The organism is Plantibacter sp. MDV22-iso1, from assembly GCF_058408345.1.
Map to the genome: position 1 here is coordinate 635,249 of NZ_JBZVDY010000002.1, position 15,777 is coordinate 651,025.

Sequence of the window (15,777 nt, forward strand, 5' to 3'; positions counted from 1 at the left end):
TCCTTTCGAGGTGCGCTACCGGGTGGCGGCGTCGAGGGAGTGCGGTGCGGTGCGGGCGGTGAGGGAGGAGAAGTACTCGACGAGTGCGGGGTCGAGCGGCGGGACGTCGAGCGGGATCGAACCGTTGCGGAGGGAGTGAGCGGCGAGGGCTCCGGCGGCGACGGCCTGTCGCGCGGCGACCGGCGACAGCGTGGTGGGGGTGCCCTCGGCGACGAAGGCGAGGAACTCGTTCATCGTGTCGAGGTCGGCGTCGGCATGGCCCTCCTCGACGCCCGCGATCGGGTACTCCACGTCGCCCTCGGTGCTCCAGGTACGACGACGGTTCCAGACCTTGACGGTGCCACCGGCGGTGTCGCCGATGTTCTCGAGCCTGCCGTGCGTCCCGATGACGGTGTAGTTCCGCCAGTAGTCGGGGGTGAAGTGGCACTGCTCGTAGCTGGCGGTGATCCCGTGCTCGAGGGTCATGAGCATCATCGAGACGTCCTCGACGTCGACCACGGGGTTCAGACCGCGCTGCGCCTCGGGCGGCCAGTTGTCGTAGGAGAACCAGTCGGCCATGGTCTGGCCGCTGCGGTCCTCGTGGTCGTCGATGTCGCCGTAGACCGCGAGGTCGCCCATCGCGACGACGCGCTGCGTGTACGCGCCGGCGAGGAAGTGGACGACGTCGATGTCGTGGCTCGCCTTCTGCAGGAGCAGGGAGTTCACGCGCGAGCGGTCGGCGTGCCAGTCCTTGAAGTAGTAGTCGCCGCCGTTGCCGACGAAGTGGCGGACCCAGACGGACTTGACCGCGCCGATCTCGCCGCGCTCGATGACCTCGTGCATGAGCCGGACGACGGCGGCATGCCGGAAGTTGTGCCCGACGTAGAGCGGCGTCCGCGACTCGTAGGCGGCCTGGAGGACCGCGTCTGCGTCGTCGAGCGTGATCGCGAGTGGCTTCTCCAGATAGACCGCGATGCCGGCGCGCAGCAGGTCGACCGCGATCTCCTTGTGGGTCCAGTCGGGCGTCGTCACGATCGCCGCGTCGACACCGCCCCGCGCGATGAGCGCCTCGTGGGAGTCGAGGACCTCGATGTCGTCGCCGAACAGCTGCCGTGCCCGACCGCGACCGATCTCGGTGGTGTCGACCGCCGCGACGACCGAGGCGGACGTGGGGCTCGTGGCGACGTGTTCGGCGATGTAGGCCCGCTGGCCGGTGCCGATGACGGCGACCCGGAGGCCTTCGGGGGTGGTGGCTGGTGCAGTGCTCACTCGATCACATCCGCTTCCTTGCGTGAAGTTGATTCATATGATGCCAAAACGATCATGAAATGACAATAGGCGATCACAGCGCTGGCGCAAGCACGGGGTGGCTGATGTGGAGAGGTTTTACCGCGCCGAAACATGGGGAGCGCACTTCGACAGGCTCAGTGACCGGGAGGGGGCGGTTCAGTGACCGGGAGGGGGCGGCTCAGTGGCCAGGAGCGGGGTGGCTCAGTGACCGGGAGCGGAGGACTCAGGCGGCGATGATGAGCTCGACGCCGGCCGCGGCCAGGGCGTCGGCGAACGCCGGATCCACCGGCTGGTCGGTGACGAGCACGTCGATGCGGTCGAGTGGGCAGATGCGGGCAAAGGTCGCCTTCGTCATCTTGGTGCTGTCGGCGACCACGATGACCCGCTTCGCGACCTTGACGAACTCCTGGCTCACCGAGGCCTCACCCTCGTGGAGGGTGGTGGCGCCGAACTGCGCGCTCAAGCCGTCGACGCCCAGGATCGCGACGTCGAGAGCGATCTCGGCGAGCGCCCCCGCGACGAGCGAGCCCACGAGTTCGTAGGACTGGCGTCGTGCGACGCCTCCCGTCACGACGATCTTCACGTGCGAGCGCACGGACAGTTCGAAGGCGATGTTGAGCGCGTTCGTCACGATCGTGACCGAGGCGTCGCCGTCCGAACGGACGAGGTGCTCGCTCCGCCCGATCACCCGCGCGACCTCGCTCGTGGTGGTGCCGCCGTTCAGTCCGACGGCGTCGCCGACGTTGATCAAGGCGGCCGTGGCCTTCGCGATGGCCATCTTGGCGTCCGCCTGGCGGGCGATCTTGTACTGCAGCGGCAGCTCGTAGCCGGTGCCGAGGGCGGCGGCACCGCCGTGGGTCCGCGTGACGAGTCGCTGCTCGGCGAGCGCCGTCAGGTCGCGACGGGCGGTGGCCGCGGAGATGCCGAGCGCTTCGCCGATCTCCGCGATCGTCACATTGCCGCGTTCGCTCACGAGCTCGAGCAGGGCGTTGAGTCGCTGTTGCTGCGTCATCTGTCCTGCTTTTCCGGTCGGGTCGGGCGTACTGTGACCATCATATGGGCGCTCAGCCAGCGCCGGCCTGATTGATTCTGACGATTTGCACTGGTATCGATCAGATTCGATCCGGTATGGTTGCGGCAACGCATCGCCACGCTGCGATCGCGTCCCCTCACGTGAAAGGCACGTCATGCCCGAGACCTTCGTCGCCGCCGAACTGGCGTCGCAGCCCGAATCCTGGCGCACCGCTGCCGCCCTCGTGCCGGAGGCCGTCGCCGTGCTGCCGCAGCCGGGAGAGCGGGTCGCGGTGGTCGGGTGCGGCACCAGCTGGTTCATCGCGATGAGCTACGCCGTGTTGCGCGAGCAGGCGGGGCTCGGTGTCACGGACGCGTTCGCCGGCTCGGAGTTCCCCGGCGTCCGCGACTACGACCGCATCGTCGCCATCTCACGCTCCGGCACGACCACGGAGATCGTGCACCTGCTGGAAGCGGTGGGCGACTCGGTCACCACCGTCCTCATCACCGCGGTCGACGACTCCCCCGCGACCGTTCCGGCGGCACACGTGATCGCCCTCCCCTTCGCCGACGAGCGTTCGGTGGTCCAGACCCGCTTCGCCACGACGACGCTCGCGCTCCTCCGCGGCTCGCTCGGACACGACGTCGAGGCACTCGCCGCGGAAGCCGAGCGGGCGCTGCAGATCCCGATCGACGAGTACCTCGGCGCCGACCAGGTGTCCTTCATCGGACTCGGGCACGCTGTGGGCCTCACCTTCGAGGCCGCGCTCAAGACCCGGGAGGCGGCACAGTTCTGGGCGGAGTCCTACCCCGCCATGGACTACCGCCACGGCCCCATCGCGATCGCGCAGCCCGGCCGACTCGTGTGGTCCCTCGGACCGACGCCCGCCGGCCTGCCGGAGGACGTCGCGGCCACCGGAGCGACCTTCGTGCAGCACGACCTCGACCCCATCGCCGGGCTCGTCGTCGCGCAGCGCTTCGCGGTCGCGTTGGCCGAGGCCCGCGGCCTCGACGCCGACCACCCCCGTTCGCTCACGCGCTCCGTCATCCTGACGCCGTGACCGAGCGGGCGGTCCTCGGCATCGACGTCGGCGGGACCGGGATCAAAGCCGCACTGACGGATGCCGACGGCACGGTCCTCGGGCGCTGGCGCGAAGCGACGCCCTCGGGCGACACCTCAGGCGTCCTGACTCGCGACATCGTCCTCGGACTCGTCACCGCCGCGAGCCGCGTCGCGGCCCCAGCGGCCGTCGGGGTGGTCGTGCCCGGCGTCGTCGACGATGAGCACGGCGTCTGCATCCACGCGGTCAACCTCGGTTGGCGCGACCTCGCCTTCCCCGAGCTCCTCCGTCCCGCACTCGACGTCCCGCTCGCCTTCGGGCAGGACGTCCGCGCCGGGGCGCTGGCGGAAGCGGTCTCGGGCGCTGCAGCCGACGTCACGGGCACGATCGCGTTCGTACCGGTCGGAACCGGCCTGGCCTCGGCGCTCGTCATCGACGGCGTCCCCTTCGCCGGCGGCGGCTGGGCCGGCGAGATCGGCCAGCGCGTGATCCAGGACGGCCCGCACCGCGGACTCCGGGTCGAGGAACTCGCCTCAGCGGGCGGCATCGCACGTCGTGCGGGTGCCCGCGACGCGAAGACCGTCGCCGACGCGGTCGCCAGCGGTGACGCCGCCGCCAGCGCCATCTGGAACGACGCCGTCGATGCACTCGCCGAGGCCCTCGCCGGCATCACCGTCGTCGCCGCACCCACCGCCATCGTGATCGGCGGTGGGCTCGCCCTGGCCGGAGCCGCCCTCTTCGAGCCGCTCGAGCACGGACTCCGCGAGCGGCTCGACGTCGTCTGCGTCCCGCAGCTCCTGCCCGCTCGTCACGGCGACGAGGCGGCAACGGTCGGTGCGGGGATCCTCGCCCGCCGACTGGTGACGGCGCGATGACGACCACCCCCGCACCGCGTCGCGTCGTGGTCGTGACGCCGAACCCGGCCGTCGACATCACCTACGCGGTCGCCGAGCAGCAGCTCGGGGTCACGCAACGCGTCCAGTCCGTCGTGCGGCGTGCCGGTGGGAAGGGCGTGAACGTCGCTCGCGTCCTCGAGTCACTCGACGTCCCGACCCTGCAGGTGCTGCCGCTCGGCGGCGCCTCCGGCACCTGGCTCGGGGACGCCCTCGCGGCCGACGACCTCCCCGCCCGGGTCGTGGAGCTCCGCGCCGAGACACGCTCGACGGTCGCGGTCGTCGACGGCATCCAGCATCCGACCCTCTACGCCGAGGCCGGACCGACGGTGACGCCCGAGGAGTGGGCCGCCCTGACGACCGAGCTCAGGCGCTCACTGCAGGACGCGAGCGCACTCGTCATCTCGGGCTCGCTCCCGCCGGCCACGCCCGACAGCGTCGTCGAAGCCCTCGTCCGAACCGGGCACGACGCCGGCGTCCCCGTGATCGTCGACGTCAGCGGCACGGCGCTCCTCGCCGCGGCACGCGCCGGTGCGACGATCCTCAAACCCAACCTCGACGAGGCCCTCGAGGCGACGGGCGCGGCCGACCTCGCATCGGCTCGCGCGGCACTCCTCGCACTCGGCGCCCGCGCGGTCGTCATCTCCCGCGGTGCCGACGGCCTCACCGCCGGCGACGCCGATGGCGCCCACGAGGTCCCGGCCGTCCCCGGCGTCAGCGGCAACCCGACCGGCGCCGGCGATGCCGCAACGGCCGGCCTGGTCGCAGCACTCCGCGCGGGAGCCACACTTCCCGAGGCACTCCGCTCAGCGGCGGCTGCAGGTGCGGCGGCCGTGCTCGAACCGATCGCCGGCGCGATCGACCTCGCCGCCTTCCACCGATTCATCGACGCACCCGCCGCATCCGACCCCATTGGAGCAACCGAATGACCACCGCCCTCGACTTCACCGCGCTCCTCGCCAACGCCTCGGACTCGAACGCCGGCATCGCGGCGTGCAACGTCGTCCTCCTCGAGCACGCGGAGGCGATCGTCGCCGGCGCCGAGGAGGCCGGGCTGCCGGTCATCCTGCAGATCAGCGAGAACTGCGTGCGGTACCACGGGTCGCTCGCGCCCATCACGCTCGCCTCGCTGGCCATCGCCCGTGCAGCGACGGTCCCGGTCCTCGTCCACCTCGACCACGTGGAGTCGGCCGAGCTCGTGCACGAGGGCGTCGATCTCGGCGTCGACAGCGTGATGTTCGACGCCTCGACCCTGCCGTACGACGAGAACGTCCGCGCGACGAAGGAGATCGTGGACTTCTGCCACGCTCGCGGCGTGGCCGTCGAAGCGGAGCTCGGCGAGGTCGGCGGGAAGGACGGCGTCCACGCTCCGGGCGCGCGCACGGTGCCTGCAGAGGCCGTCGCGTTCGTCGCAGCGACCGGCGTCGACGCGCTGGCCGTCGCCGTCGGCACCTCGCACGCGATGACGAGCCGGGAGGCCGCCGTCGACCACGCGCTGATCGCGCAGCTCCGCAGCGAGGTGCCCGTTCCGCTCGTGTTGCACGGCTCCTCCGGACTCCCCGACGACGAACTCCGCGCGGCGGTGCGTTCCGGGATGACGAAGATCAACCTCTCGACGCACCTCAACGGATTGTTCACCCGGGCGGTGCGCGACGTCCTCGACGAGCAACCGAAGCTCGTCGACCCCCGCGCCTACGTCCGGGCCGGTCGCAGCGCGGTCGCGACCGAGACGGCGCGGATCCTGCGCCTCCTCGCCACCGACTGAGCACTCCCAGGAATCCCACAGCAACACGCAACGCTGAGCTGTTAATATATATTGCGTTGGAGTTCTTCCAGCGCCTCCACCGGTAACCGATCGTCCCCCGCGATCACCCTCCGGCCTCCCGAGCCCGATATCCCTTCGGGTGCGCGGGAGATACGGCCACCCCTCCCCTAGGTGCGGTGGCCCGAAGCTCTGCGACACCGCCGGTCGATGCTCGGGTCTGACCTCGGGCATCGACCCGCGCAAGCATTGAAGCCCGTTCTTCCCAGGTTTTTCTCAGCTTGGTCGCGTACGTTCGTTCCTCGAGTGCCGATGTCACAACCGGCTTCCGTGTGCAGAGTCCACACCTCCACGGATACGCCGATGCTCCCGACACGTCACCACCAGCCGCCCTCCAGAACGGCGAAGAACGATCCACCGGACGGCCCCAGCCGACCAGCGCAGCCGAATCTCGGCGCAGCTGCATTCCGGACGGTCTCGTCGCTCCATCCATGCGACCAGCACCGATCGTCATCGCATTCCCCTTCTGGAACCGGCCCATCCATCATCCGCAACACCAGAATCGAGAACCACCATGTCCATCACCCAGACTCGGACCCCAGCGTCCTCCAACCGTTCCGCGGGCACCGCCGTCCACGGCCGCGGTCACTCCACCGAGAAGCTCACCTACCGCTTCGGTCTCCGCACCCGCGAGACCGGCGCGGAGCAGCGCGGTTCCAGCAGCGCGGCCAACCGCCGCGGCTGAGCCGCCTCACCGTTCCAACCGACGCCCCCGCACGGCTTGACCGTGCGGGGGCGTCGTGCGTTCGGGACCGGCGCCGCTCACGGCCGGTCCGGAGTTCGGACGATCGTACGGACGACCACGGCCTCCCAGGTGGGAGAATCCCCACATGGATCCCGTCGCGCTCATCTCGTGGATCGTCGTGTTCGTCGTCGTCACCGTCATCGTGTCGGGCCTGTCCGGCCGAGCGGGCGTCTCCGCCCCGGTGGCCCTGGTGCTCGTCGGCGGCGTCGCGTCGTTCATCCCCGCCGTCCCGACCGTCGAGATCGAACCCGACCTGATCCTCTACGGCCTGTTGCCGCCGCTCCTGTTCGCATCGGCGATCCGGATCTCCCTCATCGACATCCGGGCCCGTAACGACGGCATCATCCTGCTCTCGGTGGGTGCGGTCGCGTTCACCGTCGTGTCGGTCGGGTTCGCCAGCTGGCTCCTCATCCCGTCGATCACCCTCGCAGCGGCGTTCGCGTTCGCAGCGGTCATCGCGCCGACCGACGCCGTCGCCGTGAGCGCGATCGCCGGACGACTCGGGCTCCCCCGCCGTGTGCTGACGATCCTCGAGGGTGAGAGTCTGCTCAACGACGCCACCGCTCTCGTGGCACTCAACGCCTCGATCCTCGCCATCACGAGCGTCGTCAACCCGGTCATGATCGCCGGCGAGTTCGTCACCGAGGTCGTCGCCGGCGTCGGTGTCGGTCTCGCGGTCGGTTGGGTGCTGTCCGAGGTCCGCCGACGCCTGCGCGCCCCGGTCCTCGACACCTGTCTCTCCCTCATCACCCCGTTCCTCGCGTTCCTCCTGGCGCAGGCGATCCACGGTTCGGGTGTGCTCGCGGTCGTCACCGCCGGACTGCTGCTCGGCTACCGGGCGCCCATCGTGCAGTCGGCCGAGGCGCGCATCGCCGAGTCCCTCAACTGGCGCACCATCCAGTTCCTGCTCGAGAACGCCGTCTTCCTGTTCATCGGGCTCAACCTGGCCGGCATCCTCGAGGGGGCGATCCAGACCGGTCCGGGGCTCTGGCCGACCGTGTTCATCAGCATCGGGGTCCTCGCGGCGCTCATCGTCTCGCGATTCGTGTGGGAGATGACGGTCACGGCGATCTACCGGCTCGGACCCAGACGGCTCCGTGAGCGGAGCTGGTCCTGGGGCAACGGGATCGCCGTCTCCGCCGCCGGCGTCCGTGGCGTGGTGACCCTGGCGGCGGTGTTCCTGCTGCCCGAGGACACCCCGTCGCGCGAGTTCCTGCAGTTCCTGGCGTTCGTCGTCGTGGTCGGCACACTCCTCTCGGGGCTCGCGCTCCCCCGGATCATCCGCGCGCTGCACCTCCCGCCGCCGAACCACAGCCAGGAGCGCGTCGAGCAACTGATGCTCATGGCGGAGGTCCAGACGGCCGGCCTGGACCGCCTCGACGAGCTGACGACCGAGGCGGACGAGGAACAGGTGCTGAACCGTCTGCGGACCAATGCGAGCTTCGTGGCCAACGCCCTCGAGCAGTACACCGGTGACGGCTCGGAGCTCCGGACGGTCGCGTTCGCCCGACTCCGCCGCCAGATGATCGCGGCGGAACGCGAGGCACTCCTCTCGGCGCGCGCCGAGGGCCGCTACCAGGAACCGGCGGTCGCGGCTGTTCTGGCCGCGATCGACGCCGAGGAGGCGACGCTCAAGGCGATGACGCCGAAGCCGCCGCGGTCATAGCACCCCGACCGGTCCGCTCGCACGCCCCGTCCACCAGGCCCGCGCACAACGATCGGTCGGGCAGGATGGGCGCATGATCATGTTGTTCCCGGCCGCCGTCTTCGCGGTGCTCTACGTCGTGAGTCGACGCAGCGACGCCCGCCGCCTGCGCAACGGGGTCTTCCTGGTCTCCGCGATCGCCTGCGGGCTGGTTGCGCTGCTCTCGGAGGCGTCCCGCACGACACCGTTCACCGTGCTCCTCGCCGCGTTCGGCACAGTCCTACTGGTGGGTGTGCTCGGGGTCCTCCTCATCGGCAACGGCATCACGATGCTCCGGCTCGAAGGACGCAGCCTGGGCAACCTGCTCTCGCTGTTCGCCGGGGTCGCGATCCTCGTCCTGCCCGTGCTGGCCGTGCTGCTGGTCCTCGGAGCGCACCCGCAGTCCCTGCCCTCGTGGCTGACGATCGTCCTCGTCGCGCTGGGCCTCCTGCTCGGGTTCGCCTGCTTCTACGCGGCGGCGACGTTCGCGGCCTTCGGCGTGTACTCACTCGTCTACAGCCGCTATCGGCACACGCGGACGCCCGACGCCCTCATCGTCCTCGGGTCCGGCCTCATCCACGGTGAGGTCCCGCCGTTGCTGCGCAGTCGCCTGGACCTGGCGCTCCGCATCTACCGGGCCACGTCACCTGGGGCGACGCGGCCGCTCCTGATCCCGTCCGGCGGACAGGGCGACGACGAACCCCGCCCGGAGGGCACCGCCATGGCCGAGTACCTCGTCGCGAACGGCGCGGACCCGTCCGACGTGCTGCCCGAGACCGCGTCCACGAACACGCGCGAGAACCTGTTGCTCTCCCGCGACCTGCAGCAGTCGGTCGGACGGGACGGCGAGACGATCGTGGTGACGAACAACTACCACGTCCTCCGCGCGGCCCTCCTTGCACGTTCGATCGGGAGCGAGGCCCAGGTGATCGGCTCCCCGACGGCCGCCTACTACGTGCCGAGCGCGTTCCTCCGCGAGTACGTCGCCATCATGGTCGAGCACCGCCTGCTCAATGCGCTGGCGATCGCCGGCGTCGCGGCCCTGATCGCCCTCGCGGTGGTCTGGTCGCTCCTACCGATCTGAGCCGCCCTCCCAGCCCGAGGCCGACGACGCCCGCAACGCGCGACGGGCCGTCGTCCGAATGGATCGGAGGACGGCCCGTCGGTCGTGTGGTGTCCGACTCAGTCGGGTGCGGTGTCGTAGACCTCGCGGGCGTCGTCGGTGGCCTCGGAGGCCGGCCCGGAGTCGGGCTGGTGGTCGGCCGAACCGTCGGCGTCGCCACCCTCGCCCTCGGCGAGCGGTGCGTCGAGTTCGGTCGAGGGCTCCGGGGTCTCGACGGCCTCCTCGGTCGCCTGCTCCTCGTCGGGAGCCGCGTCCTCCGAGCCGGTGCCGTCGACGGTCTGGCTCGACCCGTCCGAGCCCGGTCCGGCGGTCGTCTGGTCGGAGCTCACGAGCTCTGCGGTGTCGATGTCGGCACCCTCCCAGGCTTCCTGGTCCGCTCCGGCCGCACCGGTCGCGAGGTCGTCGCCTGAACGCTGGTCCTGCTGATCCGTCATGATGCACTCCTCTCCGCGGAACGCGTCGCGCTCCGTGTCCTCGGACTCTACGACGTGATCCTCCACGGTCTCCCGGGGTTGACAGCCGCCGACGGGCGTCCGGGCCGGTCGCGATAGCGTGGGGACATGAGCCTCCCCGTCACGGACACGCGCGTCACCTATCCCTCCGGAGCCCTCGTCTCGACGGGCACGGCGCTGCACGTCGAACCCGTCGGCGACCACCTCGCCGTCGTGCTCGACGAGACGGCCTGCCACCCCGTCGACGCCGCGTGGCCCGACCAGCCCGCCGACTCGGCGACCATCACCTTCGGTGAGGGCACCAGCGCCGTGGAGGTCGCCGTGACCGACTGCGTCGTCGCCGCGAGCGACGGCACCCGGCTGTACCTCGGCGCCGACATCCCCGTGAAGAAGGGCACCGAGGGGTGGGCCTTCCTCGTCGCCCACCTGGTCTCCATCGAAGCGGCACGCAGCGCCGTCGAGGGCGCGACGGCCCGCATCGAGGTGGACGCGTCCACCCGACACGCACTCTCCGCCGGGCACACCGGGTGCCACCTGGCATCACTCGCCTTGAACGCCGCGCTCGCCGACGCCTGGCGCAAGGAGGTCGTCCCCGATGCCCTCGGAGCCCCGGATTTCGACGCGCTCGCCTGCGAGTCGTCGCGGATCGCTCCGAACGCGTCGACCGACCGTTACCGCATCGGCAAGTCGCTCCGACGGAAGGGGTTCGACCCGGCCGCCCTCGACGACCTCGACGCACTCGGGTCACGCATCAGGAACACGCTCGACGGCTGGCTGGACAGCGGCGCCGCCGTCCGGATCGATCGCGAGGGCGAGCTGCTCACCAATCGGCGCAGCTGGCACTGCGAGCTGCCGGGCGGCCCGGCGGTCATCGCCTGCGGCGGCACCCACGTGGCGTCGTTGGGCGAGTTCTCGACGATCGCCGTCTGGCTGGAACGCGAAGAGGTCGACGGCGCCGTGGTGCTGTCGATGGTCAGCACGGTCGTCCCGGCCGGCTGACCGGCGGCCGAGCGACTGACCGGCGGTCAGACGACTGACCGGCGGTCAGGCGGCGATGCCCGTGGAGGCCGCACTGCCGACGCCGGCGAGCAGCCCGCCGATGACGAACACCCAGAGCAGCACGAGCGCCGCCCAGACGAGCAGGAACAGTCCGTTGAGCACGACGCCCGTGATGGCCATCGCCCGACCGGCGGGCTCGCGGCGGAGCCCCATGAGCCCGAGGACGAATCCGACGACCGGGAGCACGAAGGTGAACCCGAAGAACAACGACACCAGGCCGATGACCATGCTGGAGATGCTGAGCCCCTTCGGCGGCGACGCCGGGTACGGGTAGGGCGCGGGGTACACGGGCGTATACGGCTGCGCGTACGCCTGCATGCCGTACTGGGGCGGGTAGGGCTGCTGCGGCGGGTAGGGCGCCTGCTGGGCGTACGGCTGCACCCCGTACTGCTGCGGCTGGAGCTGCTGTTGCGGGTACGGATGCGGCGGAACCGACTGCTGCGAGTGTGCCTGCTGCGGCGCCGAGGGCTGCGGCTTCGATCCGTCCGGTGTGCTCATGCCCGTCAGCCTATCGACGAGCACGCACTCGGTACCCGAATCCGCGCCCCGACGGCAGCCTCCAGCTCTCTGAGAGCTCACGCTCAAGGGCGATGAGGGGCCCGGAAAGCGACTACCGTATTCGTGCGGTCCTCGCAGGGAACCCGGAACACGGACCGCGCCACACCCAGAAGGAGCACCGTGCAGAACGACGCGATCGCCGAGGAACAGGACCATCTCGATCGGCTGCACGACGTCATCCGGTCGCAGTCGGACCTCGAGGAACGGCGCTCCGAACTCGCCCTCCGCGCCTTCGACGGCGACGACGACTCGAGCTTCTCGGAACGCGACGCCCTGGTCGCCCACCACCGCCAGCGGATGGTCGAGCTGCGTTCGTCCAGCTACGGACTCCTCTTCGGCCTCCTCGAACGCGAGACCGACGAACGGCACCACATCGGCCGCATCGGGCTCCGCGACCCGGAGAGCGGCGACCAGCTTTTGTTGGACTGGCGCGCACCGGCCTCGCGCCCGTTCTACACGGCGACGCCACTCCGCCCCGAAGGCCTCCGCCTGCGCCGCCGCATCGGCACGGCCGGTCGCCGCGTCACCGAGGTGCACGACGAGGTCCTCGACACGACCATGCTCAGCGACGACGAGCCGAGCGGCATCGGCGAGTCCGGTGCGCTGCTGGCGGCCCTCGGTCGCGCTCGGACCAAGCACATGGCGGACATCGTCGACACCATCCAGGCCGAACAGGATGCGATCATCCGGGCGCCCCTCCCCGGCACGCTCCTCGTCCAGGGCGGTCCGGGCACCGGCAAGACCGCCGTCGCCCTCCACCGTGCCGCCTATCTGCTCTACGAGCACCGCGAGCGACTCATGCGCAGCGTCGTGCTCATCGTCGGGCCGAACTCGACGTTCCTCGACTACATCAGCCGTGTGCTGCCGTCACTCGGCGAGACCGCCGTCGTCCTCGTCACACCGGCGACCCTCGTGCCCGGACTCGACGCGCACGCCGAGGACTCGCTCGAGGCCGCCGAGCTCAAGGGCCGGCTGCGCATGGCCGACGTCGTCGCCCGGGCCGTCCGCGAGCGCCAGGTGCCGCTCGACCAGCCGGTCACGATCCGCATCGCCGGCGACGGCCCGCTCCGCGTCACGCCGGGCGTCCTCCGCCGGATCAAGGCCGGGATCGAGCGATCGGGCACCCCGCACAACGAGGCCAAGCTGCGGTTCGACCGCGCCGTGCTGACGCACCTCATCGGGCTCGAGGCGAAGCGCGACGGCTTCGAACCCCGCACGGGCGAGGACGCCGACGAGCGGCGACAGGAGCTGAGCGAGGAGCCCGAGGTCGAAGAGCTGCTCGACACGATGTGGCCGATCCTCGAGCCGGCCGAGATCATCGACCGCCTCTTCACCGATCCCGAGCTGCTGGCTCGCGTCGCTCCCGACCACACCGAGGAGGAGCGTCGCCTGCTGCTCCGTCAACCCGCCGCCGGAACGGACGGCGCGGGTGAGGTCGACTGGGCCGCGCGGCTCACGCCCGGCGACATCGCCCTCGTCGACGAGGCCGCCGAGCTCATCGGCGAGGATCAGCGCCCCGAGCTGGAACGGCAGCGCCGCGCCGCCTACGAACGCCGTCACGACGTCGAGTACGCGCGCAGTGTGCTCGAGATGATCGGTGACATCAGCATCGACGACGAGGCCCAGGACGACGACTACCTCCGTTCCGCCCAGGACCTCGCCGACCGCCAGACCGTGGAGGACGACCGCAGCCCCGCCGAACGCGCCGCGAGCGACCGCACCTGGGTCTACGGGCACGTCATCATCGACGAGGCACAGGAACTCACCCCCATGCTGCTGCGCGCCGTCCTGCGACGCGGTCCCAACCGCTCCATGACGCTCGTCGGCGACATCAACCAGCAGAGCACCTCCGCCACCCGCTCCAGCTGGCAGCAGCTGCTCGGCCCGCAACTCCCGCGCTGGACCGAGGAGCTGCTCACCGTCAACTACCGGACGCCCGAGCAGATCATGGCGCTCGCCGATCCCGTCCGGCTCGAACTCGACCCCGACTCCCCGGCGCCCGTGTCGATCCGACGCGGCGAGGAGGAGCCCGTGCAGCTCACGGTCGAACCCGCCGCGCTGGCCCCGACGGCGGTCCGCGCCGCCGTCGACGCGATCACCGCACACCCCGGCATCGCGGGCGTCATCGCTCCCCGCTCGCTCCTGGCGGAGATCGACGCCCTCCTCGCCGAGGCCGGAGCCGATCGCGCCCGGGTGTGGACCGGCACCGCGCGCGAGAGCAAGGGCCTCGAGTTCGACAGCGTCGTCCTCGTGCAGCCCGACGCGCTGGGCGGGACGGGCCACGCGGCCCTGTCACTCCGGTACGTCGCACTCACCCGCGCCACCCAACGGCTCACGGTCATCGACTCGTCGAGCTGACCGTCGGCAACCGGCGACGCACCGTCGTCCGGACCCCTCCAGAGCACCGGGCGACGGGAAGGACCGTAGGCTTGGGCTCTGCCAACAGAATGTGAGGCTGGGATGAAGGTCATCAGCTACAACCTCCGCAAGAACAAGGCCAGCGGCGAGCTCGTCGCACTCACCGAAGAGTTCGGCCCGGACGTCCTCGCGTTGCAGGAGGCCGACACCCTGCAGCTGCCCGCCGAACTCGGCGGCCTGCACCTCGCCGACAGCACCCACCGCAACCGGCTCGGCCTCGCGATCTACTACCGCCGCGACCGGTTCACCGCCGAGTCGACGCAGACGTTCGCGCTGAAGAAGTCGCTGCACGACATGGTGCTCGCGCCGGCGCACGAGCGGCTCATCGGCACCCGCCTCACCGACGTCGAGGCTGGGCGCGAACTCATCGTCGCCTCGTTCCACGCGGCCCCGCTCACCGCGCTCAACTCACTGCGTCGGCACCAGATCAAGGCCGCGCACGAGCAGCTGCACGCGATGGGCGACGTCCCGACGCTCATGGTCGGTGACTACAACTACCCGCTCTTCCAGAAGGGCCTCGGCACCAAGATGCAGGAGAGCGGCTACGATCTGAGCCTCAGCGACCGCAGCACCTACACGCGCTACAAGATGTTCCGTGGACACTTCGACTTCGCGACCTCCGTGGGCCTGAAGATCGACCGGGTGCAGACGCTCCGCCGCGGTATCTCGGACCACCTGCCGATCCTCGTGGACGCCACCTACGGTGCGGCCGTGCCGGTCGACGACGACGCTCCGGAGTCCGCCGCCCGCTGACCCGGTCGCCTGCCCCTGCGCGCGCGCCGTCCGGTTCGCAATTCAGGATGCGCTCGGCGCGGTGCCCTCCGCCGCGGCGTGTCACGCGGGACACGCCGCGCTCGTCCTGAGTTGTGAACTCGGAAGCGACGTCAGATGAGGCCGCGGAGGAACTCCTGGACACTCGTCCCGGCCTCGCGGGCGCGACGGACCAGGCGCTCGTGCTCGTCGGTCGTGAGGTCGAGGGTGAGCTGGTGCCACGTCGGCTCGACGTCGAGTGAGAACAGCGCGCCGTCGTCCTCCGCGTCGAACACGGGGGCGGTGCGTTCCTCCTGGACCTCGAGCTCGGCGAAGAGCTCCGGCTCGGTCGTCTCGGGAGCGTCTTCAGCGTCGGCATCAGCCTCGGGGGTGGACAGGGTCTCCGCAGCTCCGGCGCCGGTCCAGCCTGGTCCCTCAGGGACCGGCGTCTTGCGCTGGAACGCCTCGGCTGCCGTTCGGGCACGGATGTCGGCGGCCTCGTTGAGCCGGTGACCGACGTGCCCCTTCACCCACTCGAACCGGTAGCGCCGCCCAGCGATGGCGGCGTCGATCTCCTGCATGAGTTCGAGGTTCATGACGGGCTTGCCGTCGCCCTTCTTCCAGCCCTTCTTCTTCCAACCCGGCATCCACTTCGTGATGGAGTCGATGACGTACTTGCTGTCGCAGAGGATGTGGAGGTCCTCGTCGAGGTGCTCGGTGGCGCGGAACAGTTCGAGGACGGCGCGAAGCTCGCCCATGTTGTTCGTGCCGTGCGGCCAACCCCCGGCTGCCCAGCAATCGTCGTCGACGTACCAGGCCCAGCCGGCGGGTCCGGGGTTGCCGAGGGCGGAGCCGTCTGCGGCAGCGGTGATCGTCATGAGCGCCTTTCGATGAGTGCCCTCCATCGTATCGACGCACCACCGACGCCCCGA

General features: G+C 70.6%; 15 protein-coding genes. 10 read left to right on the forward strand and 5 right to left on the reverse strand.

From position 1 onward, the window contains the following. Positions 1-15 precede the first annotated feature (15 nt). Together AC4PMY_RS13680 and AC4PMY_RS13685 are read right to left on the reverse strand one after the other, a co-directional pair. On the reverse strand, positions 16-1,248 hold the full coding sequence (locus tag AC4PMY_RS13680) for a Gfo/Idh/MocA family protein (RefSeq protein ID WP_071260569.1): 1,233 nt from the start codon (positions 1,246-1,248) through the stop codon (positions 16-18). A gap of 244 nt (positions 1,249-1,492) precedes the next feature. Next, positions 1,493-2,281 (reverse strand): DeoR/GlpR family DNA-binding transcription regulator, encoded by a 789-nt coding sequence (locus tag AC4PMY_RS13685; RefSeq protein WP_064296851.1) that lies wholly within the window; start codon positions 2,279-2,281, stop codon positions 1,493-1,495. 175 nt (positions 2,282-2,456) lie between these two features. On the opposite strand from AC4PMY_RS13685, the gene AC4PMY_RS13690 reads away from it, so the two are divergent. The 7 genes from AC4PMY_RS13690 (at position 2,457) to AC4PMY_RS13720 (ending at position 9,569) form a co-directional block, all read left to right on the forward strand. After that, positions 2,457-3,341, forward strand: coding sequence for an SIS domain-containing protein (locus AC4PMY_RS13690; protein ID WP_071260570.1), 885 nt, complete (start codon positions 2,457-2,459; stop codon positions 3,339-3,341). Next, entirely contained in the window at positions 3,338-4,216 is an 879-nt protein-coding gene (locus AC4PMY_RS13695; RefSeq protein ID WP_491622988.1) for an ROK family protein, read from the forward strand. The genes AC4PMY_RS13690 and AC4PMY_RS13695 overlap by 4 nt, the downstream gene beginning before the upstream one ends. After that, the gene (locus AC4PMY_RS13700; RefSeq protein ID WP_071260573.1) at positions 4,213-5,163 is read left to right on the forward strand and encodes a 1-phosphofructokinase family hexose kinase; all 951 of its coding nucleotides are present in this window, start codon (positions 4,213-4,215) and stop codon (positions 5,161-5,163) included. Before AC4PMY_RS13695 ends, AC4PMY_RS13700 begins: the two co-directional genes overlap by 4 nt. Beyond that, on the forward strand, positions 5,160-5,999 hold the full coding sequence (locus tag AC4PMY_RS13705; protein ID WP_491622989.1) for a class II fructose-bisphosphate aldolase: 840 nt from the start codon (positions 5,160-5,162) through the stop codon (positions 5,997-5,999). Before AC4PMY_RS13700 ends, AC4PMY_RS13705 begins: the two co-directional genes overlap by 4 nt. A 571-nt stretch (positions 6,000-6,570) precedes the next feature. Next, positions 6,571-6,741, forward strand: a complete 171-nt coding sequence (locus tag AC4PMY_RS13710) for a hypothetical protein (protein WP_153303529.1) — start codon at positions 6,571-6,573, stop codon at positions 6,739-6,741. Between the two features lie 145 nt (positions 6,742-6,886). Then, positions 6,887-8,467 (forward strand): cation:proton antiporter, encoded by a 1,581-nt coding sequence (locus AC4PMY_RS13715; RefSeq protein ID WP_491622990.1) that lies wholly within the window; start codon positions 6,887-6,889, stop codon positions 8,465-8,467. A 73-nt stretch (positions 8,468-8,540) separates the two neighbouring features. After that, the gene (locus tag AC4PMY_RS13720) at positions 8,541-9,569 is read left to right on the forward strand and encodes a YdcF family protein (protein WP_491622991.1); all 1,029 of its coding nucleotides are present in this window, start codon (positions 8,541-8,543) and stop codon (positions 9,567-9,569) included. 98 nt (positions 9,570-9,667) lie between these two features. Here the strand turns inward: AC4PMY_RS13720 and AC4PMY_RS13725 are convergent, their stop codons facing one another. Then, the gene (locus AC4PMY_RS13725) at positions 9,668-10,042 is read right to left on the reverse strand and encodes a hypothetical protein (RefSeq protein WP_139205372.1); all 375 of its coding nucleotides are present in this window, start codon (positions 10,040-10,042) and stop codon (positions 9,668-9,670) included. 126 nt (positions 10,043-10,168) lie between these two features. Between AC4PMY_RS13725 and AC4PMY_RS13730 the strand changes: the two genes are divergently transcribed. Then, entirely contained in the window at positions 10,169-11,059 is an 891-nt protein-coding gene (locus AC4PMY_RS13730) for an alanyl-tRNA editing protein (RefSeq protein ID WP_491622992.1), read from the forward strand. A 45-nt stretch (positions 11,060-11,104) separates the two neighbouring features. Here AC4PMY_RS13730 and AC4PMY_RS13735 read toward each other — a convergent pair whose 3' ends face one another. After that, positions 11,105-11,617, reverse strand: a complete 513-nt coding sequence (locus AC4PMY_RS13735; RefSeq protein WP_064296860.1) for a DUF4190 domain-containing protein — start codon at positions 11,615-11,617, stop codon at positions 11,105-11,107. A gap of 180 nt (positions 11,618-11,797) precedes the next feature. Here AC4PMY_RS13735 and AC4PMY_RS13740 point away from each other — a divergent pair, with 180 nt between their 5' ends. Next, complete coding sequence (locus AC4PMY_RS13740; protein ID WP_491622993.1) at positions 11,798-14,035, forward strand: HelD family protein; 2,238 nt, start codon at positions 11,798-11,800, stop codon at positions 14,033-14,035. Between the two features lie 102 nt (positions 14,036-14,137). Further along, on the forward strand, positions 14,138-14,848 hold the full coding sequence (locus AC4PMY_RS13745) for an endonuclease/exonuclease/phosphatase family protein (RefSeq protein ID WP_064296862.1): 711 nt from the start codon (positions 14,138-14,140) through the stop codon (positions 14,846-14,848). A gap of 131 nt (positions 14,849-14,979) precedes the next feature. Here AC4PMY_RS13745 and AC4PMY_RS13750 read toward each other — a convergent pair whose 3' ends face one another. After that, on the reverse strand, positions 14,980-15,723 hold the full coding sequence (locus tag AC4PMY_RS13750; RefSeq protein WP_064296863.1) for an RNase H family protein: 744 nt from the start codon (positions 15,721-15,723) through the stop codon (positions 14,980-14,982). Between the last annotated feature and the right edge of the window lie 54 nt (positions 15,724-15,777).